Consider the following 21,640-nt stretch of genomic DNA (forward strand, 5'->3'; position numbering starts at 1 on the left):
AATCTGTAAGTTCTAAGAGAATAATTTTAACCACGAATTACACAAATTTTTTAATGAATTTTGGCTCGCATAGCTCGCAATTACACAAAGTGTCAACTATCACTTTTAGGATCTAGAATTATTCGCTTAAATTCAAGTGACTTTGGACTGAAGTTTAAAAGTAGACCTAGGGGTTTGTTTGTAGCCTTAAGGTAGTTGATTACTTGAGCATAATGTTCATCGAGAATCATGGAACAACTTTTTAGCTCTACTATAATATCACCATGACATACAAAGTCGGCGATAAAGAATTTTGTCAAGGTATTGCCTTTGAAAATTATCGGTAATTTAACTTCTTTCTCAAACGGTATATTTTGATCTGCTAATTCAATACCAAAAGCCTCCTGGTATACACTTTCCAAGAAACCTCCTCCAAGTTCTTTATGCACATTCATCGCTGCCCCAACAATTTCGTAAGTCTCCTTCTTAAAAATCATTTAAGATTCTCTCAAATTAATCCTAGAATGATTTTTTCTATTCATGTTCAACGCTAACTAAATTTTATTAGTGATAATTCGCGCAATTCGTGGTTTTTACCAATTCGTGGTTACAGCTTCGCCCTTTCAGTCACATTTCTGTGCTTAGCGGCTTAAATTTACCAATGAAATCAAGTTCTCCTTTACAGGAAAAATCTTTATTTCTCAAACAATATCAAAGCCTCCTGATCGGTAATTTCTTCCCGAATCTCAAAGCTTACTTTTCTTTGAATGGACTCCTTTATGCGTTCACTCAAGTGAAGCAAATATTCCCCATCCAAGTCCTCACCACAGATTTCAACACAAATCTCTCCAGAGTCCAATCCTCTAGCATAATCTCCTACCAAGGCCACCTGAGTCACGTTCCCCATTCTTTCAAGAACTGTGCTGAGTAGCTTGTCAAAACCCAAATATTTCCTGATCAAATCCTGAAGATTGGAAAAAAGCGGATGATTAATATTTGCTTGGTAATCGATTTTGTTTTTATCGTTGATTTTGACCAAAAGACCTGCATCCGAAAGATTATTCAGTTCTTTTCGGATAGCATTGGTTGATTCCCCGAATTCTTCAGCCAACCCACGAAGATGACCCTGATTTTTAGGGTTACTAAAAAACTTTACCAGTAGCCGGAGTCTTGTCTTAGAGGTGATTAAAGAATTCAGCATAAAAATCGCAAATCAAGCGAGTCACAAAAGTACTCGTCATAGTTTTTTTACAAAAGTATTTTGAGACAATTTTTTAAGGGAAATTATAAGGTGTTGATTTTGAGTTGTTTTTTTGAAAATATTCGGAGTTCCTTGTTTATCTGGTTAACTGATAAAGGATCTAAGGAGAGTCAAAAGCTCATGGCTTTCGTCACTCTGCGAGGAGGCGGTAAGCCGACGCGGCAGTCTTTTAGGTAGGTTGTGAGTTGTAGGTTATTGGTTATAGGTTGATCATCCGAGCTTACTACTCAATGGTATTATCGGTTAATTGGTTAACTGTTTAACTGGTTAATTGTTCAGGGGAAACGGTGATTGGATAAAAGGACTCCAAAGGAGTCGAACTGTGAATAACCCAAGGTGAAACCTTGGGTCACAAAATTGAAGTTATTTCCAACGCTGGCGCAGGGTTTGGGTTTGGAAATGGGTTGAATTGCCAGCTAGACAAAGACCACCTTTCGGATTGAAAATCCTACGATATATAGTTCGACATTGCAAATGTCGAACAGCTGGATTTACTGATTATGATCGTAGGTTATGAGTTTAAAATTGAGCGTTTGGATGGCATACGGGATTGGAAAGCATACGATTAAAGCTTGGGATTGCATCCCGATCCAGATAATCCTTTAAATTTTGAAATGGTAAAGCGTTACATGGTACACCTTTCCTTTTTTCTTTCGTTTAATTTGAGGAATTCGTGGTTCTCTTTTTCTTTATCCAATTACTTCTTTAATTAGACCTATGAAAAATATGCTAACCGCATTTTTAATTTTTATCACGCTATCCGGAGCATTTGCCCAGTCAAGTGATTTTTTGCTTTTAAAAAAAGGTGTCAACTCCAAATCCCAAATTAGATATTATGCAGGCGAGCAAATCACCTACAAAAGTGCCAAATTGGGCTATTTCGTTACGGATGTGATCAAGGAATTTGATCAAAATTACATCTATCTGAGTGAAAATATCCTTTCCCCAAATGACATTTTGGAGATTGATATTCGAAACAAGGATCCCAGAAACAGTACACTGAAAAATTTTAATTCCTTGTTTCTGGGAGCGGGAATCCTGCTTTTTACTGTAGAATCTGTTAATTCAATCTATCAACGGGATGAATTTTCAATCAACAAAGGGGTTGGTTTGACTTCTGCCATCTTAACTGGTTTGGGAATTGGAATGCTACCGCTTCGATACAAGACGTTTCGAAACCAAGGAAGAAACAGACTTCAGATTATCCTGATGCGGATGGATGAGTGATTTTTTGAGTTCAAACCATTTGTTTGAATCAAAAGATCGTAGGTTATAAGGTGTGGGTTGAGTATCGTTCTTCCTAAATATAGCGTTTACCAATTGACTAACTACTTAATTGGTTGATCGATTAGGGGGAGTTCTCTTACCCATTCTCCTTTTGCCTTTCATCTTTATTCAATCGTTCTTAGGAATAGTAAATTCGCTTTAGCAAAAGCCATTTATTTTTCAGACTTTTGCAGCTTCATTTTCAATTTAAACATCATGACTTCGGAACAACAGAAAGACTTGAAAGCCCGCACCTCGGCTTTAAGGAGGTATCTTTGACTACGATCGGAAGAAAGCAGAAATAGAAGATCTAGAGGCCGTTTCGGCCCAGCCTGACTTTTGGAACAATCCTGAAGAGGCTGAAAAAACAATGAAACAAATCCAGGTAAGAAAGGGATGGACCAGTTCCTTCGAAAATCTGGATAAAATTATCCAGGACTTAGAGGTACTTTATGAGTTTTATTCCGCTGATGAAGTCAGCGAGGATGAAATCAAGGCTGAATACCTAAAAGCCAAAGCCGCAGTTGAGGAACTGGAACTCAAAAAGATGCTCTCATCAGAAGAGGATCAATTGAACGCCGTCCTTGAAATCAATCCCGGGGCAGGAGGAACAGAAAGTAACGACTGGGCCTCAATTCTCATGAGAATGTACATCATGTGGGGCGAGAAAAACGGATACAAAGTCCGGGAAGTAGATGTTCAGCCAGGAGAAGTCGCCGGAATCAAATCTGCCACATTGGAATTTGAAGGCCCGTTGGCTTATGGTTTTTTGAAATCTGAAACCGGTGTTCACCGTTTGGTAAGGATTTCTCCTTTTGATTCAGGAGGAAGAAGACATACTTCCTTTGCCTCTGTTTATGCCTATCCGGAAGTGGACGATTCCATTGAAATTGAAATCAACCCTGCGGATGTAGAAATGCATACTTCCCGATCAGGAGGTGCAGGTGGTCAGAATGTCAACAAGGTTGAAACCAAAGTTCAGCTAACCCACAAACCAACCGGTATTGTGGTGGTTTGCCAAGTGGAGCGTTCTCAGCTTGCCAACCGGGAAAAAGCCATGCAAATGCTGAAGTCCCGTTTGTACCAAATGGAGTTGGAAAAAAGGAATGCGGAAATTGCCAAAATTGAATCTTCCAAACTGCGAGTAGATTTTGGTTCCCAGATAAGAAACTATGTACTGCATCCATACAAACTTGTAAAGGACAACAGAACAGGTTATGAAACATCTGATACCCAACACGTTTTGGATGGAGGATTAAATGAATTTATGAAAGCTTACCTACTCGCCCAAAGCGAGGAAGAAGCTAATAAAGAATAAAGAAAAGGCCGGATATTCATTCGGCCTTTTCTAATTGTATTTGGTATGAAGTGCGCCTTTATTTTCTAAATCCGAATTGTCATTTATGAGAATACTTCCTTCCTTTTTTACGCTCAATTTCTTCCTACTCAGTTTGAGTTCCTTTTTATTTTTCTCCTCATTCAACATGATCATTCCCGAACTCCCCTCCTATTTGACTTCCCTCGGAGGTGAAGATTACAAAGGATTGATTATTTCCTTATTCACGCTTTCAGCCGGACTTTCAAGACCCTTCAGCGGAAAATTGGCTGATAAAATCGGAAGAATCCCCGTGATGATTGTAGGCACCACGGTATGCTTTATAGTAGGCTTATTATACCCCTTGATGAGTTTTGTTGGAGGATTTTTGTTTTTGCGATTTGTCCATGGCTTTTCTGCCGGATTCAAACCAACCGGCACTTCCGCTTATGTTGCGGATATTGTTCCTATTCAGCAGCGTGGAGAAGCCATGGGAATCCAGTCCTTCTTTGGCTCCATGGGAATGGCCGCCGGACCGGCAATTGGAGGGTGGATTGCTACCCAATGGTCAATCAACACCCTGTTCTATTTCTCTGCATTTACAGCCATCTTTTCGATTCTGATCTTGGTTAGGTTGAAAGAAACCTTGGTAGAAAAAGAGCCCATTTCATGGAGCCTATTCAAATTAAAAAAAGATGAAATTATTGAAAAAAGGGTGTTGGTACCGTCCATGGTATTGTTCCTACTGGTATTTTCCTTTGGGGTGATTTTGACCATTATCCCAGATTTTTCCACTCATTTAGGCATTGAAAACAAGGGATTATTCTTTGCAGTATTTACCCTTTCCTCACTTGGAATCAGGTTGGTTGCAGGAAAAACATCTGATAAATACGGCCGTGTTCCGGTCATGCGGGTTGCAAGTCTAACCATGGTCTTAGCCTTGATAACCATCGCGTTTTCCGAAAGTAAGGCAGGCTTAATGGGAGCGGGTGTATTATTCGGCTGTGCTGTGGGAATGTACAGCCCAACCACAACGGCCTGGGTCGTGGATTTATCCCTCGATAAATTCCGCGGAAGAGCCTTAGCCACTATGTATATATTCTTAGAGGCCGGAATTGGAATTGGGGCCATTGTTTCCGGCTTTCTTTATGCAAACAAAGCTGAAAATTTTAGGCTGGCGTTTTTGACTAGCGGGGCAATTGCATTTTCCGGATTTTTGATCCTGATTTTCTTGAGAAAGAAAAAGTACCAAGTCTAAATTCAATTTGGTATAAGGGGAAATTTTGTCCCAAACAGGATACTTCTATTTCACTACGTTCGCAAGGGCGCCGTCCAGGCATTGTCTTTTACGTCATTGCGAGGGGCATTTCTATAACACCATTGAGTCAAGTATTCAATCTGTCCCGAAGCAATCTTGAGGTTCCAAAAATTGTAATGCAGATTACTTCACTTCGTTCGCAATGACGTCCAGGCCTTGACTTTTACGTCATTGTTAGGGACATTTCTATAACACCAATTGGGTCAAATTTTCAATCTGTCCCGAAGCAATCTTGAGGTTCCAAAAATTGTAATTCAGATTGCTTCACTCCGTTCGCAATGACGGCCAGACATTGTCTTTAACGGCATTGCGAGGGACGTTTCAAAAACACCGATTGGGTCAAATTTTCAATCTGTCCCGAAGCAATCTTGAGGTTCCAAAAATTGTAATTCAGATTGCTTCACTCCGTTCGCAATGACGGCCAGACATTGTCTTTAACGTCATTGCGAGGGACGTTTTAAAAACACCGATTGAATCAAGTATTCAATCGGTCCCAAAGCAATCTAAAGGTTTCAAAAATTTTAATTTAGGTTACTTCACTCCGTTCGCAATGACGTCCAGGAATTGTCTTTTACGTTATTGCGAGGGATATTTCTATGGCACCATTGAGTTAAGTATTCAATCTGTCCCGAAGCAATCTTAAGGTTCCAAAAATTGTAATTCAGATTGCTTCACTCCGTTCGCAATGACGGCAAAGCATTGTCTTTTACGGCTTTGCGAGGGACGTTTCAAAAACACCGATTGAATCAAGTATTCAATTCGTCCCGAAGCAATCTTAAGGCACCAAAAATTGTAATACAGATTGCTTCACTCCGTTCGCAATGACGGCCAGGCATTGTATTTTACGTCATTGCGAGGGGCATTTCTATGACACCATTGAGTCAAGTATTCAATCTGTCCCGAAGCAATCCTGAGGTTTCAAAAATTGTAATGCAGATTGCTTCACTCCGTTCGCAATGACGGCCAAGCATTGTCTTTTACGTCATTGCTAGGGATATTTCTATGACACCAATTCATTCAAGAATTCAATTGGTCCCGAAGCAATCTTAAGGTTCCAAAAAATGTATTTCAGATTGCTTCACTCCGTTCGCAATGACGGCCAAGCATTGTCTTTTACGGCATTGCGAGGGACGTTTCAAAAACACCGATTGAATCAAGTATTCAATTCGTCCCGAAGCAATCTTTAGCTTCTTCGAATTCTCAAAAAATTTGCTTCTTTAGATCCCCTGAATCGCAAATGTCAAAAATTCTTCGGTAAAAATTCACAATTGACTAAATTCAACTGGATTGGTTTTGAGAAGAGAATAACATGAAAAAAGGTGGAGCTATTTACATCATGACAAATTGGAAAAAGTCAGTCTTATATACCGGAGTAACAAATGATCTCATCAGAAGAGTTTATGAGCATAGATCCAAGTCTAACCCTAATTCATTTACAGCCAGATATAATTTATCTAAACTTGTATATTTCGAGCCTTTTCATACCATTGAAGAAGCTTTAGCCAGAGAAAAACAAATTAAAGCTGGAAGTAGAAATAAGAAGGAAGCCTTAATTAACAGTTTGAACCCAAATTGGAGAGACCTTTGGGAAGACATTCAAAAGTGGTAAATAATGGGTTTCAGCCATGATTTTAAACATCCTATATTTCCTAAAACAGATTGCTTCACTCCCTACGCAATGACGTCCAGGAATTGTCTTTTACGTTATTGCGAGGGATATTTCTATGGCACCATTGAGTTAAGTATTCAATCTGTCCCGAAGCAATCTTAAGGTTCCAAAAATTGTAATTCAGATTGCTTCACTCCGTTCGCAATGACGGCAAAGCATTGTCTTTTACGGCTTTGCGAGGGACGTTTCAAAAACACCGATTGAATCAAGTATTCAATTCGTCCCGAAGCAATCTTAATGCACCAAAAATTGTAATACAGATTGCTTCACTCCGTTCGCAATGACGGCCAGGCAAAAAAGCTTCCTTCGATTACGTGAATCGCAAAGACGGCAAACCTTTGTCCTTTTCCCTTTTGAAGGTTAATTGGTTAACAGGTTAATCGTTAAAGCTGTTAAGCGTTAAGTGGTTGGATCCAATTCTTAATTTCCTAAATGTTTAGATCTTCTTGGAATAGCCAAGATTTTCTTCTGTCTTCCATTGAAATAGGTCACTTTTTCCCCGTCAAAAAAAGCCCCTTCTTCCAACATGATTCTTACATCCTTATTCCATTCTTTCACAAATACCACAGCATTTAATTCAATGGCATAAGCAGTATTTGCGTTTAAAGAAAAATCCCCCGCTCCCGGAGTATCCCCTTGGTTATCCCACATTCCAATGGTTGGTCCAGCCGAATGTCCATAAAAGCCTAATGGATGGGTATAGATGCTTCCTCGAATCCTCTCCTCCTCCATTTGTTTTCTACTTGCTTTTAGAATTTCATTTCCGGATTTCCCCTTTACAAAATTTGATGTCAGGATATCTTGGAGCCTATTTCCTGTTTCAAATGCCTTTTGTAGATAATCTGGGACTTCATTCTCTCCGGGTTTCAGAACATAGGCCATTTCCTGAGTATCGGTATTCAACCTTAAATAAGTGATTCCAAAATCAATATGAAGCAAATCCCCAGGCAAAATCACTCCATCGTTAGGTCTGGAGGCAAAAGAACGACTGGCGGCATCGATTGAAGAATCGGGCCTTTGAATATCAACTGATGGGTGAAACCATGTATCCAACTTCAGGGATTTGATTTTTTCCCTATACCACCAAACAACATCCTCGGTGGTGGTTACTCCGGGGGTAATTACTTTTTCGGATAGTCCTTCTTGTACAATAGCATGAGCCAACTCCTGAATATGGCGGTAGGTAGCCATTTCGGAAGCTGTCCGAGTCTCCAGCCAGCGAACAGCCAAGGTCTGGGCAGAAACTACTCGATCTCTAAAATTTGAAGGAAGCTTTGCCATGAAGGATTGATGTTCGGAAAAAGTCAAGCCATCTGCATGTCCATAATCCTTCCCAAAATTCAATCCTATCTTTTTTGGATTCTTTGAACTGATCAACTCCATCAATGCCTGCCATTGGTCTGGTTGGGATTCCGGATCCCAGGCCCTTTTGAAAGATTTACCAACATCATACCTGGCAATGGCATACGTTTCCACTTTTTGGTTTGGTCCCGGCTGGAACATGACCAAAATAGTTCTCCTCCTAGCAGCCATCCAAGTAGCAGGAAGCAAAGTTCTGATTACTGGATCCTCATTGTACTCTCTGGAAATCACCACCCACATATCAATCCCGGTTTCCGTCATCAATTCAGGCAAGAGATTTTCCACCCGGTCTTCCAGCCAAGAATCAATGACCTCTGCTTGGGCTCGGGTAGTAAGGACAGCTAAATCCTGGGAATAAAGGGAAAATGAATATGAAGAAATAAAAATCAGTATTATCAGTATTTTTTGCATTGTATTTGAATTTAGGATTGAATTTAAGAGATTAATTCAATCCTTATTCATTACAATGGCTCTTTTACTTAATTGGTGAAAGCGATAAAAAAGAATGACTGCGGTAATACTCAAGCCAGTCAAAAGTCCATACCAAATTCCTCTTTCTGCAAGTCCCAGTTCGAAGGCCAAAAAATACCCCAAAGGAAGACCCAGCCCCCAATAGGCAAAAAGTGTGATCCAAGTAGGGAATTTCACATCCTCCATTCCTCGCAAAACTCCCAAGCCTGCAACCTGTGCGCCATCGGAAAGCTGAAACAGACCCGCAATGATCAACAAGGAGGCTGAAGTAGCGATTACCTCTGGATCATCGATATATAACATGGGAAGGTAATTTCTCAAAGTCACAAAAAGAATGGCAGTAAACGCCATAAATATCAAGACCATCCCAAAGATTACCAGTCCTGCTTCCCTCATGGCCTTATAATTATTTCTACCAATCTGATTACTTACCCTAATCATTCCTGCTGTGCTGAGTCCAGCGGCCATCATATAGCTGATGGATGCCAGGTTCAATGCGATTTGATGTCCTGCCAGGGCATTTACCCCTATCCATCCCATCATAATGGCTGCAGAACCGAAAGCACTTACTTCGAAAATAAACTGAAAACCTGTTGGCAGGCCAATTTTTAATATCCGGTTGATCATGGGAAAGCTGAGTTTGCTAATCCCAATTTGTAAATTGAAATTCAAATACCGCTTGGAGTTCATGACATACCACCCCATCATCAGAGGCATCAAGACTCTTGAGATCAAAGTGGCCCAGCCGGCTCCCATTAAACCCATTTCAGGGGCACCCAATTTCCCGAAAATCAAAACCCAGTTCAGAAATACATTGACCAAGTTGCAGAAGATGGTCACAAACATTGCCTGGCGAGTCTGAGAAAGTCCTTCCGCAAACTGCTTGAAATTTTGAAAAACCATAAAGGGAAAAAGAGAGGCAGTAATGACAAATAAATAGGGAATGGCAATATCCACCACCTCTTCCGGTTGATCCAAAAACTGTAAACCTTGTGAAAGACCCAGAATAATACTTATCAAAACAAAAGCTGTGATTATATTAATCCATAGGCCATGTTGAAACAGCCTTCCAATTCTTCCAGCCTTTCCTTTGCCTTCAGCCATAGACACCAATGGAGTGATCCCCATGGAAATCCCCATCCCAAACATCAAAATGACGAAAAAGATACTGTTGGCCAAGGACGCGGCCGCAAGTGGAACTGCCCCTAATCTTCCTACCATCATGCTATCCGCAACCCCAACGGAGACTTGGCCCAATTGGCTTAGAACAACCGGATAAGCCAGCTTAAAAGTGCTGTTAAAATGGTCTCGAATTGTCATCTTTTAATAGCCCAATATTCGGGCAACTTTTAAAATTCCTGCAATGCTTATTGAGTCAGTAATTTCCCCTGTCATAACCATCTCCACTACTTCCTTAAAAGGAATTCTTTTGACCTGCAGGACCTCGGTTTCTTCGAATTCAGTCTCCCCCTCCGTGAGTCCTTCCGCCAAATAGACTATCCCTTCCTCATCTGTTACAGAATTTGAAGTATGAATTTTCAATACTTCTGTCCACTTTTCTGCAATCAGCCCGGTTTCTTCTTTCAGTTCCCTTTTTGCACTTTCCAGCAAGTCCAATTCAATTGGTCCTCCACCCATTGGAATTTCCCAAGAATACGCATCGAGTGTATACCGAAACTGGCCTACCAACCAAGTATATCCTTCCTCATCAATCGGAATGATGGCCATGGCCTTGTTTTTGAAATGAACCTTTCCATACACCCCGTCCTTACCGGCAGGGTTGATGATATCATGCTGTTCTAATCTAATCCACGGGTTTTCGTAAACAGTTTGAACGGCTTTGGTTTTCCAGGGGTTATCGGTCATGTTTTCTCAAAAAAAAAGGGTGACTTTCGCCACCCAATATGGTTTACAAAAGCCAATTATTAAGCTGGAATAGGCAATACTTTTGAATCTTTGAAGGTGGAAAGAATCACCATGGACTGCATGGAATCCACTTCTTTGATTTCAGACACTTTTTCCAACATCAGCTTCTGATAGGCTGTGATATCTTTTGCAATTATCTTAAGGATAAAGTCGCCCGTACCAGTGATATGATGACATTCGATCACCTCAGGAATACCATTGATCTCTTTCATGAAAGCATCGATATTGGCCTTGTTGTGTCCGATCAAGCTCACTAATACAAACGTGCTTACACCCAATCCGATCTTCTCAGGATCCAATTTGGCATGGTAACTTTTGATAATTCCGGACTGTTCCAATTTTTTCACACGCTCCAAGGTGGGAGCAGGTGAAAGTCCAATGTCTTTAGATAGTTGGGCGTTTGTGATTTTAGCGTTTCCCTGAAGAATTTCTAAAATTCTGCGGTCGATTTTATCGAATTTGATTCTTACGCTATTATCCATGATCTCTTGCATTTACAAAATTTTATGTGGTGCAAAGTTATAATATTTAAGGAAAATTTTAAAACGATTATTCGCTTTTTAATCAGTTAAAATCAAAATTTTCTTTAGCCAATAAAGGGATTTAGCAAAGAATACTAAGGAAAACCCTTTTGAGCCTAGAAAAATTCAAATTATCTCCTGAATTATTTTCTAGAAACGTAAAGATTTTAATTAAAGTTTATTCTTTTTGATAAAATCCCTTGCGGCCTGATGAGCGGGATGTTTTCGCTTTGCGTACTTCTTCACTTTTTTGAAATAATCTTTGGAAAGTTTATTATTCCCTTCTTCCGCAGCTATTTTACCCAACTGCACCAATGAAAATAGGTAATAGCCACTTTCTTGAGATTCGGATTCTTCCCCAAAAGAAAGCGTTTTAAGATAATAGCTCTTGGCTTCCGCTTCATTTCCAATACGTTCGTAATACTGCGCCAAATAAAATGAGGCATATCTACCGCTATTGGACTCATAGCCCACTTGACCGGCTTTGATTCTATCCAAAATTTCAAAAGACTCCTTAACGGATTCAGTCCATTTTCCAACGGCATAAAGATGTCGTGCATAGGACCTGTGGAAATATGGATTGTTCGGGAATTTCCCGTGCAGGTATTCTGATATTCTTAGGGCCTCATACGGTTTCTTTTCTTCGGAGGCATAGAGACGAAACAAAAAATACATAGCCTCAATACGGGTATAAAATGCATTTTCAGCAACGTATTCCAATTGCTGTATCCCTAATTCCTTACTGCCTTTGGGGAAAAGAGCCATTACCGGTTTTAATAGGGGATAATTTTCCGGAATCCAAACGGAAAAGTAATTGAACAGGGCATCACCTAAGAGCAATTCCGGATTAAATTCCTCTTCTCCCCTACTCAATTCCATGTATTTCAAAGCATTTTTACCAGCCCAAGCAGCTCGAGTCCAGCTTTTTCTTTCGGACAACAATCTTCCTTGAAAACCATATCCCGCTGCAAGAAAAAAGGCTGCTTCTTTATTGGTCTCATCTTCATCAAACAATTGTTCGGCCTTTTCATTGGCCCGCTCAATATAATTGAGAAACAATTCATCATAGGCGGTATTAGTCACATCCACCTCAATTCTCCACCAATAACTCAAGGCCATCAAAAAATCCGGAAGAGGATGGTTTGGAAACTGATAAGCCAACACTTGAAAGTCCCGTTCAGCTGTCTCAAAATCAAAATTATACATGCTATTGATGGACTTGGTAACCCGATATTGGAGACCACGGTCCAGCAGCAGATACGGGGAAGGCACATAAACCAAACTATCTGCCGGAGCTGACTGGGCAAAAGTCAATTGCCCTGCTATCAAGCCAATTAAAAACAAAACTATCTGAACACTCTTCTTCAACATAAAACCTCTGAATAAAAGGCAAAATTATACCATATCTCGCACAAACCTGTAGATTTGGATTAGATTGATCTTAAAAATGCCTAAATCTATTTCTCCTAAAGCTGAACGTTTAAAAGCCTTGATTGATTTCGATAAGAGGCTTTATTTTTTGGTATTGGTACTTCTTTTTATTTTGATCCGATATCTCACCAACGCGCTGATCATTGAATCCATTCCAGATTCAGAAAATTTAGATGCAAAAGGCGAACTGATGATTTTCCATGTATTCAATACCCTGGATTACATTTGGACTCCCTTTGCCCTTCTTTTGAAATTTACAGTCATTGCCTTTCTCTTTTGGGTAGGGGGATTCTTTTTGGGCTACAAACTCTCATTCAAAGAGCTTTGGCAGTTTGCACTTGTAGCTGAATTTGTCTTTTTATTTCCTGAATTGATCCGCTTTTTGGTTTTCATCGGAACCAATAGTAATGTCACTTTTACCGAAATCATGGAGTATAGACCATTTTCACTATTGGCTTTGTTCGGTCCGGAAAATTTAGAAGACCGCTATCACTATGCATTTGGAACACTCAACCTATTTGAACTTGCCTATGGTTATATTTGGGTATTGGGCTTCCATGCAATCAGCAATAGACCCTTACGGGAATCTATTTTTGCCGTTCTTTTGAGTTATTTCCTTCCTTTGGCAATCTGGCTTTCTTGGTACATCATTGTGTACCGGAGCTAAAGCACAATGAATTTTTCATGTAATCATTCTTTTTAATTCCCATGGGAAAACTCGTTTGACAAATAATCATTCTAATGTGAGGGAATCCTCTGACTAGATTTCATTCCCCTGCATTTTTTGGAGCAAAATTTAACCTCCGCCCAGTTTTTCTCCCATTTTTTCCTCCAAGTGAAAGGTCGCTGGCAGACAGCACAAATCTTGACGGGCAAGTTTTCCTTTTTCATTTTCTACGTTTCGGTATTGTGTGCTTTTCAAGGATTCTCAAAGCCTCCCTTTTCACATCTGTATCCTTTTGTGCATCCCAAATCTTTTTTCTTGCCTGATTGGCAGCTATTTGCGGAGAAACAATCGGATACGGATAATCTTGACCTATTTCTAAACCTAAATCCTTTTGCTCAATGGCAGTTAATTCCCAAGGTCTATGAATGAATGAATTGGGAACCTTTTGAAGTTCAGGAACCCATTTTCGAATAAAAACACCCTCAGGATCATGATCCTGAGATTGTTTGACGGGATTATAAATTCGAACCGTGTTGATACCGGTTACCCCAGCCTGCATTTGTAGCTGTGGATAATGGATTCCCGGTTCAAAATCCAAAAACATCCGAGCCAAGAAGTCTGCTCCTTTTTGCCAACTTTGCCCCAAATAATGGGTTAAGAAACTCACCAGCATTGCTCGCATTCGAAAATTCAAATATCCTGTTTCCCGCAAACACCTCATGCAGGCATCTACCAAAGGGTAACCCGTTTTCCCTTCTTCCCATGCTCTAATCCATTCTTCCTTTTCTGGAAAAATCAATTTAAAAAAGCCCCTATTAATGTGTTCATGTTCCATTCTAGGCTCCATTTCAAATTTTTGGATGAAATGACAATGCCATCTCAATCTGGATTGAAAATTTATCACATCCTTAATTGGAGCCCCATTCCCAATATGAATTTCAGAGATTTGATATAATTCCCGAATGGACAGACATCCCCAGGCTAAATAAGGGGAAAGCCTACTGCAACCTTTTCTACTCTGCTCAGGCTTGCTGATATGGCGGCTGTAATTTTCAACTCTCTCTGCGAAAAAACTATTCAAATATTTCCTGGCATAAGACTCCCCGCCAGGCTGCATCTTGGAATTTGGAGTTCTCCATTCCGACGGAACGGAGAATCGAGAAAATTCTTCAATCGGAGATCTTGATAAATTTAGAAATACAGCTTTATCGAGAGGAGGATTTTTTAAAGGTTTTTTAATAAAATCAGTCCAGTCACTTTTCCAGCTTTTCCGGTTTTTCCTTCCCCTTTGCACAGCTTGCTGAAGGTACTCTTTCCATATAATCCCCTTTTCAGCAAAAATTTTTTTCATGAGCAGGTCTCTTTGGAAAGTAATCCCGATTCCTGTTTCTTGATGTGAATAGACTGATTTAATAGCATATTCCTTGGCTAAAAGGCCAAAAACAACCTCGACTTCTTCATAAAAAACCTGAACTGATGCATTGAAAGGCGCTAATCTGATCTGCATGTCCTGCAAGCTTTCCCAAACAAATCTCCAATGCCTTGCATCACTTTGAGGAGCAGAAACCAAGGATGGTTCAAAACAATAAACAAGAACTATTGGAAGAGCATCTTGAATTGCTTCATAGAGGGGTTCATGATCGCTGAATCTTAAATCCCTTTTTAACCAAACTACAGAAATTTTCTCCACATGGCTTCAAACTTTACAAAGGCCAGAAAGTTTGAAAAACATGAAAAACTTAAAATTTCTGACAGAGGAAGACCTTGACCGTATCATTGAAATGGCTTGGGAAGACAGAACTCCTTTCGATGCCATCAAAGCTCAATTTGGAATCAATGAATCCGAAACCATTGATATTATGCGGAGAAACATGAAAAGAAGTTCTTTCAAAATGTGGCGAGCGAGAGTTCAGGGACGGCCGACCAAACATTCTAACACTTCAGCGAAAAATCCTGTCCGTTTCAAGTCAAAAATGCAAAGGGGTATCAGTCAGAACAAAATATCAAAACGTTGAATGGGTGTAAAGCAAAAAAAGTGGGCCATATGACCCACTTTTTTCCAACAATAAACCCGTATTACACTGTTTCAAAAGGCCATCTCATGATGCCTCCTGCCATATTTTTAAGTTTTTCGAAGCCTAAATCCGCCATAATCTCACAAGCCTGTCCACTTCTGTTTCCACTGCGGCAATAGATCAGGTAGGTTTTGTCTTTAGGAAGGTTTTTCACCTGATTGACAAAATCTCTGGACATGATATCGATGTTTCTGGCTCCTCTGATTTTTCCTGAAGCAAACTCACCTGGAGTTCTCACATCTAGAATTACTGTATCAGGTTGAAGCATCAACTCATGAAACTCACCTACTGGGATATCTTCGTAATTTTTTGGTTTCGATTGAAAGAAATTAAACATAGTTGTCAGTTTATATTTTATGATACAAAGGTAAATCCCAATAGCATCTCAAATCAGTAATAAAAGTCACAACAGTATTTTAGGCTGCTGATAATTTCTTTTTTACTTCAAGAAATGCGAGTCTCAGGAACATAAGCCAAGGAAACCCATGAAAGATCAGATCTCCCCAATCGATCAACTTCATTCCTACAGCTCCACCAGCAACCCATTTGATTTTACCCCAAATGTGGGGTTCGGGCACAAATGGAGCCAATCCAAGCGTTAAGGAAAGGAGAATTACAGTTCTCCATTGATTAAATGGATTCAGGGAGGTTACTTTTTCTTTTTCAGCCATGGGTAAGTGATTTGCGTCCAAAAGGTTTTCGGGAATTCTTCCATATGATCAAAGCCTAAAGGCTCATCTTTCCCAGGATTTGGGATATAAGCTGTTCCAAAAAGGTAGTCCCACAAACTGAGACTGATCCCAAAATTCACTCCGTGACTACCTTCGGGAAGATGCTTGGCATGATGCCAGGTATGCATGACCGGATTGTTTAAAATATACTTCAAGGGCCCATAGGTGATCTTTACATTCGCATGATTGAGATGACCAATGGCTACAGTGATGATATGAAGGATAAAGAAATCATCCAGTCCAAAACCAATCATGGCAAGGGGAATATATTGCACTGACTTGTAAACGACAGTTTCCATCCAGTGATAGCGAAGATGCGCCGCAAAGCCCATTTCCTCTACGGAATGGTGAACCTTATGAAACTCCCAAAGTGTAGGGGAATAATGAAGCCATCTATGGACATTCCACTGGATAAAGTCCGCTACTAGGAACATAAGTAAAAATTGACCCCAAACAGGCCAGGACCCTACCTCAATTGCCACTAAGTTGGTGATCCCGAATAACCCCAGGAAATCATTGAAGAGTTCGACAAACACATTGGAGACTGCATTATACAGGACCAAGGAGAATAGAAAAAAGTTGAAAAACATGTAGAAAGCATCCAGCCAGAAATCCTTTCGGAAAATAGACTGATTTTTTCTCCAGGGAAAAATGATTTCCAATGACCAAACCAAGACAGAAAGTCCTACTAACCACCAGAAGTAATTATGCCACGATGGGTACAGAATTTCTGAAGTCAGATAATTCCAGTACCCATAGTAGCCATCAATGAATGTTTTAAAATATTTTTCCAAGATTAATGGAAGTTATTTACAATGCGATTAATTCTTTTCCAATAATATAAATACCCATCAACAACACAAACCATCCAAAGCCTTTCTTAAGGGCTTTTTCATTGATCTTCTTGGACAAGGAGCTACCAATGAAAATACCTACAATAGATAGTCCGGTAAAGATCAACAGCATCTGCCAGTCTATAGGCTGGTTGGACACATCGCCAAGGAAACCAATCAGTGACTTAGCTGCAATGATCAACAAGGAGGTACCAACTGCCAGTTTCATTGGAAGTTTAGCCAAAAGTACCAAAGCAGGAATTATCAGGAATCCTCCTCCTGCACCAACAATACCCGTGATAACGCCAACGATAGAACCTTCCAAAGCAATCATAGGGATATTGAACTTGACTTCTCCTTCTTCTTTTTCCTCTTTTTTGGCTCCTCCTTTAATCATGGAGTAAGATGCTGCTAGCATGATAATGGCAAAAAACACCATGATACCCACGTTCTTGGTTATAGCCGTTTCACCTAAGGAAAATAAAGGATCAGGAAGTGCAGGAACCAAGAATTTTCGTGTCAGGAATACAGCAATAAATGAAGGAATTGCAAAAACAAGGGCTGTCTTATAATCTACCAAGCCCTGCTTCATGTAGTTTCCAGCTCCAACCAAAGATGTGGAGCCCACAACAAACAAAGAATAGGCAGTAGCCAATACCGGATCCACTCCTAAGATATAAACCAGAACCGGAACGGTCAGGATTGAACCGCCACCACCGATCAGGCCTAAACTAACTCCAATAAGAATTGCTGCTGCAAAACCTATTATAACTATGATATCCATAATTTCTTGTTTTAAAGTTTAACAACACAAAAGTAGCTAACTCATACCCCCACATGCGGTGACAAATGTTACATGCTCACTAATAATCAAGTCAGAATATATTGACACTAGTTACTATCTAATCCCCATATTTATGCTCACTTATATTTCACACAGCTGTGATATTTATCATGTTTTTTTGAAGTTAAAACAGATAAATTAGGACAATAAATTGAAAGCCATGAAAATCGTCGTCCCGGTAGATTTTTCAGAAAACTCTATCAAAGCCCTTGAATTTGCCATTGCACTGGCAGATAAAAAACACGGATCCATCACTTTGGTTCATGTGATAGACTTGGTTTATGATTTTGCTTCACAAGCCGCCATCGCTCTTGAAAGCATGCATAAAGACGCAGAGGCCATGATGAACAAACTCATCCAGACCTATTCGGCTACTGAAATCAAGATGGATTACTTGATCAAAGAAGGGACAACATCCGTTACTGTCGTTAAAATTGCAGATGAGCAGCAAGCCTCCTTAATAGTAATGGGTACTCAGGGTGCCAGTGGGCTCAAAAAAGCTTTAATTGGGAGCACAACGGTGAATTTGATTAAAGAAGCAAACATCCCTGTTTTGGTAGTACCTGCATCCGCCATTGTTTCCCAGATTCAAAAAGTAACCCTAGCCTTGGAATTTGCCAACCATGAAGAAAAATTCATCGACTGGGTAGTAAATATGAGTGGAAAATGGGGCCTTGGACTTGAGTTCCTACATGTGCAAACAGACACAGACTTCAAAAACAGTCTATCTTCCATGGGGCTGGAAAAATACCTGGAAATAAAATACCCCGAATTGAATACCAGAATCCACACTTTCTATGCTGAAAGTGCCTCAGCAGGACTAGAGCAATACTTGGATGAACACGAGAATTTGATATTGGTCATGTGTCATGAACACCGAAATCTTTGGAATCAAATCTTGACCAAAAGCCAATCGGTTGAAATGGCCTACCATACTCATGTACCACTTCTGGTTATGAGCTGATTATTTGCTAATCAATTCTTCAAAGTCGTCTCGGATGTAAATAACATTACGTCCCAGTTCAATCCACTTCTTTTTTTCCAATTGTTTGAGAAGTCTGGAAATCACCTCTCTTGAGGTTCCTAGTTCATTGGCAATTTCCTGATGGGTAGTTTGAAGCTCGTTGGTCTTGTGTTGCTTCATTTTGGTGACGATATACCGCATCAAACGCTCATCCATTCGCTTAAAGGCTACCGCATCTAGAGCTACTAACATCTCCTGAAAACGGTTTTGGAAGGTGGAAGAAACAAAATCCTTCCACTGCTTGAACTCATCCATAAACTGTTCATGCACCGCGACTGGAATCATAATCAAAAGAGCTTTTTCCTCCACCACAGCTTTGATTTCGCTAGGTTTTGAGGTAGTGCAGCAGGTCAATGAAAGGGCACAGGTCTCTCCGGGATCTAAATAATACAAGAACAATTCCTTTCCTTCTTCATCCATTCGCATTATCTTAATGGAACCTTCCAGAACGATGGGGACTGATTTGATGAATTTACCTGGTTCCATTACAATCTGTCCAGGTTCAAGCTCCATGATTTGACCTTTCTCAAGAATTGCCTTCAGTAACTTCGGGTCAGTAAAATTTGGTAATGCGGTTTTAAGTTCTTCGATTGTCATGTTTTTGAAAAGTTGCCAAGCTAAAATTATGACAGGCCGAAATTAGTGATAAATATCACAAACGTCAGCCTTCGGCCAAGACTTATATTTCAAAATTTTGAGTTTAAACACTCAAATTCATCTATGAAAAAATCAATTAATCATTCAGCAAAATAGTTCAATAACAAATAACGAGTTTTTAAATTATTGATATTTCACTTAGAAAAAGGTGAGGAAAGTCACTAAAACCAATGGAATCAATTTCTATCTTTCTAAACCTGAATAGACCTAAACGATAAAACAATGAAACATTATCAGATTCTGATAATCGGCGGAGGAACAGCCGGAATCACCACTGCAGCTCAATTGAAACGTAAAGATTCAAGCCTGAATATCGGTATCATTGAGCCATCCGAAAAACACTACTATCAACCGGCATGGACCTTAGTGGGTGCTGGTACCTATAAATTTGAAGACACCGCAAGAAATGAAAAAGATTATATTCCAAAAGGTGTCGATTGGATCAAGGACAAGGCCACAAAGATTTCGGGAAAGAACAGTACCGTGTCCACCGAAAAGTCCGGAAATTTCACGTATGAATACTTGGTAGTAGCGCCTGGTTTGGTCATGGCTCCTGAATTAATTCCCGGATTGCCAGAAGCCATGGATAAAGGTGTAGTATGCAGTAATTACACCAACCCAAAACATACTTGGGATGTACTTCAAAATTTCAAAGGGGGGAATGCTGTTTTCACCCAGCCTACTACGCCGATCAAGTGTGGAGGAGCCCCTCAGAAAATCATGTATTTGGCGGAAGAATATTTTAGAAAATCAGGGGTAAGAGAAAAAACAAATGTTTCGTTCATTACTCCGGGAACCATCATTTTTGGTGTTCCTGACTTTGCCAAAACCCTAAATAAAATCATCGAGGAGAGAAATATTATTTTCAAACCTTTCTTGGCTCCTGTAAAGATAGATGCAGAAAAACAAGAAATTTATTTCAAATACATCAAACCGGATTCAAGCTATGAACCTGAAAAAGGAAGCAAACTTGGAGAGGAAGTTACAGAAGACAATTTAGTCAAGGTTCATTTTGACATGTTGCACTTAGCACCACCCCAAGCTGCACCAAAATTTATCCAGGAATCGGATATTTCCATTCAGGAAGGCGCTGGAAAAGGCTGGGTTGATGTAGACATACACTCACTTCAGCACCAGAGATTCCCCAATGTGTTTGCTTTAGGCGATGTCGCCAACCTTCCAACAGCCAAAACAGGTGCTGCAGTTAGAAAACAAGCTCCTGTGGTAGTGGAAAATCTCCTTAAACTAATCAAAACCCAAAAGGTGGGAACTGCCGCATACTCCGGTTATTCCTCCTGTCCATTGGTTACAGGCTACAGCAAGATGGTTTTGGCGGAGTTCAAATATGACAACATACGAGATAGTGATCCGCTCATCTCAAAATTTGTAGATACCTCCAAAGAGCAATACAGTATGTGGCTCTTGAAAAAATACGGGCTTCCATTTATGTATTGGAACCTAATGCTCCGAGGAAAAGCTTAAAATTCAGCAAATCAGCCCGGTTTTCAAGCCGGGCTTTTTTTTTCACTTTTATCTAAATCCAAGAAAAGCCTAAACAATCTATAACCATTTGAAGTATACCGAATTGGAAAGTGAATAATCCAACCTATGGATGCATTTCGGAAAAAACTATTTACAACTTTTGGCTTACTGGTTTTGTTAGGCTTGTTGCCTATAGGATGCGGGGAACCCTGCAATCATCCATGCGGATGTTCTCCAAGCTTTGAGGTAAAGGATTTTTGGATCAGATCCTTTGAAACACTTTCTCTTACTACGGAAGGACAGCAAGTTAGTCCTACAACTACTCTCCCCTATTCAAGCATTACGAAATCATTTAGAATCAAAGAAATTGAAACTATCGCCCTGGAAAAATCAGCAAGTCAAAATTTACCGGGATTTGCATTTGCATGCAGCCCTCCTAGTCCCAAATCAGCTGACCGATTGGTAGATGTCATGATCTACAATTCCAAGGAAGTTTCCTTTGAAAATGGAACAGTCCTCAAAGTAGGACAAGAACTAAGCGAATTCTTTTTGATTGGAAATTTTTTCTCCGCGCAAAGTCAAACTATTGAGGATTTTTTGAGTCAACCCAGAGACATCTATATGGAGGACCTCTTCAAATTGACCTGGAACTTGGATCCCGGAAAAGAGGTGCAATTACAGTTTAGCCTAAGGATAATCTTGGAAAATGGAAAAGAATTCATTTTAAACGAAGAGCTTCTTAGCATCCACTAGGACAAATCTTTTGAAACATGATAAAAATCTTTTTTATTTTTCTTTAGATTCATTC

23 protein-coding genes are annotated in these 21,640 nt (G+C 39.9%); 9 read left to right on the forward strand and 14 right to left on the reverse strand.

All coding sequences use genetic code 11. The features are described 5' to 3' along the window. Nucleotides 1–92: 92 nt before the first annotated feature. Both P2G54_RS10085 and P2G54_RS10090 read right to left on the reverse strand, forming a co-directional pair. A complete protein-coding gene (locus P2G54_RS10085) occupies nt 93–476 on the reverse strand; it encodes a GxxExxY protein (RefSeq protein WP_275870732.1) in 384 nt (127 codons plus the stop codon). A gap of 197 nt (nt 477–673) precedes the next feature. Then, the gene (locus tag P2G54_RS10090; protein ID WP_275870734.1) at nt 674–1,180 is read right to left on the reverse strand and encodes an ArsR family transcriptional regulator; all 507 of its coding nucleotides are present in this window, start codon (nt 1,178–1,180) and stop codon (nt 674–676) included. A gap of 777 nt (nt 1,181–1,957) precedes the next feature. Between P2G54_RS10090 and P2G54_RS10095 the strand changes: the two genes are divergently transcribed. The 4 genes from P2G54_RS10095 to P2G54_RS10110 all read left to right on the forward strand — a co-directional run bounded on the left by P2G54_RS10095 (nt 1,958) and on the right by P2G54_RS10110 (nt 6,748). Further along, entirely contained in the window at nt 1,958–2,467 is a 510-nt protein-coding gene (locus P2G54_RS10095; RefSeq protein WP_275870736.1) for a hypothetical protein, read from the forward strand. A 255-nt stretch (nt 2,468–2,722) separates the two neighbouring features. Further along, a protein-coding gene (gene prfB, locus P2G54_RS10100; RefSeq protein WP_275870738.1) for a peptide chain release factor 2 occupies nt 2,723–3,824 on the forward strand; the annotation gives its coding sequence in 2 pieces (ribosomal slippage) (nt 2,723–2,782 and nt 2,784–3,824; 1,101 coding nt in all). 85 nt (nt 3,825–3,909) lie between these two features. Next, a complete protein-coding gene (locus tag P2G54_RS10105; RefSeq protein WP_275870740.1) occupies nt 3,910–5,079 on the forward strand; it encodes an MFS transporter in 1,170 nt (389 codons plus the stop codon). Between the two features lie 1,369 nt (nt 5,080–6,448). Then, nucleotides 6,449–6,748 (forward strand): GIY-YIG nuclease family protein, encoded by a 300-nt coding sequence (locus tag P2G54_RS10110; RefSeq protein WP_275870742.1) that lies wholly within the window; start codon nt 6,449–6,451, stop codon nt 6,746–6,748. A gap of 480 nt (nt 6,749–7,228) precedes the next feature. On the opposite strand, the gene P2G54_RS10115 is transcribed toward P2G54_RS10110, so the two are convergent. From P2G54_RS10115 to P2G54_RS10135, 5 genes are all read right to left on the reverse strand, one after another. Beyond that, nucleotides 7,229–8,581, reverse strand: coding sequence for a M24 family metallopeptidase (locus P2G54_RS10115; RefSeq protein ID WP_275870744.1), 1,353 nt, complete (start codon nt 8,579–8,581; stop codon nt 7,229–7,231). Nucleotides 8,582–8,617: 36 nt separating this feature from the next. Then, nucleotides 8,618–9,961 (reverse strand): MATE family efflux transporter, encoded by a 1,344-nt coding sequence (locus P2G54_RS10120; RefSeq protein ID WP_275870746.1) that lies wholly within the window; start codon nt 9,959–9,961, stop codon nt 8,618–8,620. 3 nt (nt 9,962–9,964) lie between these two features. After that, the gene (locus P2G54_RS10125) at nt 9,965–10,507 is read right to left on the reverse strand and encodes an NUDIX hydrolase (RefSeq protein ID WP_275870748.1); all 543 of its coding nucleotides are present in this window, start codon (nt 10,505–10,507) and stop codon (nt 9,965–9,967) included. A gap of 59 nt (nt 10,508–10,566) precedes the next feature. Next, nucleotides 10,567–11,049 (reverse strand): Lrp/AsnC family transcriptional regulator, encoded by a 483-nt coding sequence (locus P2G54_RS10130; RefSeq protein ID WP_073569973.1) that lies wholly within the window; start codon nt 11,047–11,049, stop codon nt 10,567–10,569. Nucleotides 11,050–11,259: 210 nt separating this feature from the next. Beyond that, nucleotides 11,260–12,459: a tol-pal system protein YbgF gene (locus P2G54_RS10135; RefSeq protein WP_275870752.1), complete on the reverse strand. Its 1,200-nt coding sequence runs from the start codon at nt 12,457–12,459 to the stop codon at nt 11,260–11,262. A gap of 76 nt (nt 12,460–12,535) precedes the next feature. Between P2G54_RS10135 and P2G54_RS10140 the strand changes: the two genes are divergently transcribed. Further along, nucleotides 12,536–13,186 carry a sulfate ABC transporter permease gene (locus P2G54_RS10140; protein WP_275870754.1) on the forward strand — a complete coding sequence of 217 codons (651 nt, stop codon included), beginning with the start codon at nt 12,536–12,538 and terminating at the stop codon, nt 13,184–13,186. A gap of 71 nt (nt 13,187–13,257) precedes the next feature. Here P2G54_RS10140 and P2G54_RS10145 read toward each other — a convergent pair whose 3' ends face one another. Continuing rightward, on the reverse strand, nt 13,258–13,410 hold the full coding sequence (locus P2G54_RS10145) for a DUF2256 domain-containing protein (protein ID WP_275870756.1): 153 nt from the start codon (nt 13,408–13,410) through the stop codon (nt 13,258–13,260). Then, nucleotides 13,407–14,876 (reverse strand): deoxyribodipyrimidine photo-lyase, encoded by a 1,470-nt coding sequence (locus P2G54_RS10150; RefSeq protein ID WP_275870758.1) that lies wholly within the window; start codon nt 14,874–14,876, stop codon nt 13,407–13,409. The genes P2G54_RS10145 and P2G54_RS10150 overlap by 4 nt, the downstream gene beginning before the upstream one ends. 40 nt (nt 14,877–14,916) lie before the next feature. Here P2G54_RS10150 and P2G54_RS10155 point away from each other — a divergent pair, with 40 nt between their 5' ends. After that, nucleotides 14,917–15,201 carry a TIGR03643 family protein gene (locus P2G54_RS10155; RefSeq protein WP_275870760.1) on the forward strand — a complete coding sequence of 95 codons (285 nt, stop codon included), beginning with the start codon at nt 14,917–14,919 and terminating at the stop codon, nt 15,199–15,201. 61 nt (nt 15,202–15,262) lie between these two features. On the opposite strand, the gene P2G54_RS10160 is transcribed toward P2G54_RS10155, so the two are convergent. The 4 genes from P2G54_RS10160 to P2G54_RS10175 all read right to left on the reverse strand — a co-directional run bounded on the left by P2G54_RS10160 (nt 15,263) and on the right by P2G54_RS10175 (nt 17,609). Continuing rightward, entirely contained in the window at nt 15,263–15,598 is a 336-nt protein-coding gene (locus P2G54_RS10160) for a rhodanese-like domain-containing protein (protein WP_275870763.1), read from the reverse strand. A gap of 79 nt (nt 15,599–15,677) precedes the next feature. Further along, nucleotides 15,678–15,932 (reverse strand): hypothetical protein, encoded by a 255-nt coding sequence (locus P2G54_RS10165; RefSeq protein ID WP_275870765.1) that lies wholly within the window; start codon nt 15,930–15,932, stop codon nt 15,678–15,680. After that, nucleotides 15,911–16,786: a sterol desaturase family protein gene (locus tag P2G54_RS10170; RefSeq protein WP_275870767.1), complete on the reverse strand. Its 876-nt coding sequence runs from the start codon at nt 16,784–16,786 to the stop codon at nt 15,911–15,913. Before P2G54_RS10170 ends, P2G54_RS10165 begins: the two co-directional genes overlap by 22 nt. Nucleotides 16,787–16,802: 16 nt before the next feature. Then, nucleotides 16,803–17,609: a sulfite exporter TauE/SafE family protein gene (locus P2G54_RS10175; RefSeq protein ID WP_275870769.1), complete on the reverse strand. Its 807-nt coding sequence runs from the start codon at nt 17,607–17,609 to the stop codon at nt 16,803–16,805. A 220-nt stretch (nt 17,610–17,829) separates the two neighbouring features. On the opposite strand from P2G54_RS10175, the gene P2G54_RS10180 reads away from it, so the two are divergent. Beyond that, nucleotides 17,830–18,633 carry a universal stress protein gene (locus tag P2G54_RS10180; RefSeq protein WP_275870771.1) on the forward strand — a complete coding sequence of 268 codons (804 nt, stop codon included), beginning with the start codon at nt 17,830–17,832 and terminating at the stop codon, nt 18,631–18,633. Here P2G54_RS10180 and P2G54_RS10185 read toward each other — a convergent pair whose 3' ends face one another. After that, complete coding sequence (locus P2G54_RS10185; protein ID WP_275870773.1) at nt 18,634–19,290, reverse strand: Crp/Fnr family transcriptional regulator; 657 nt, start codon at nt 19,288–19,290, stop codon at nt 18,634–18,636. A gap of 282 nt (nt 19,291–19,572) precedes the next feature. Between P2G54_RS10185 and P2G54_RS10190 the strand changes: the two genes are divergently transcribed. Next, nucleotides 19,573–20,832 (forward strand): FAD/NAD(P)-binding oxidoreductase, encoded by a 1,260-nt coding sequence (locus P2G54_RS10190; protein WP_275870775.1) that lies wholly within the window; start codon nt 19,573–19,575, stop codon nt 20,830–20,832. Between the two features lie 126 nt (nt 20,833–20,958). Continuing rightward, nucleotides 20,959–21,585 (forward strand): hypothetical protein, encoded by a 627-nt coding sequence (locus tag P2G54_RS10195; protein WP_275870777.1) that lies wholly within the window; start codon nt 20,959–20,961, stop codon nt 21,583–21,585. Nucleotides 21,586–21,640 lie beyond the last annotated feature (55 nt).

This window comes from Algoriphagus sp. CAU 1675 (assembly GCF_029222925.1).
In the GTDB taxonomy this organism is placed as follows: Bacteria; Bacteroidota; Bacteroidia; order Cytophagales; family Cyclobacteriaceae; genus Algoriphagus.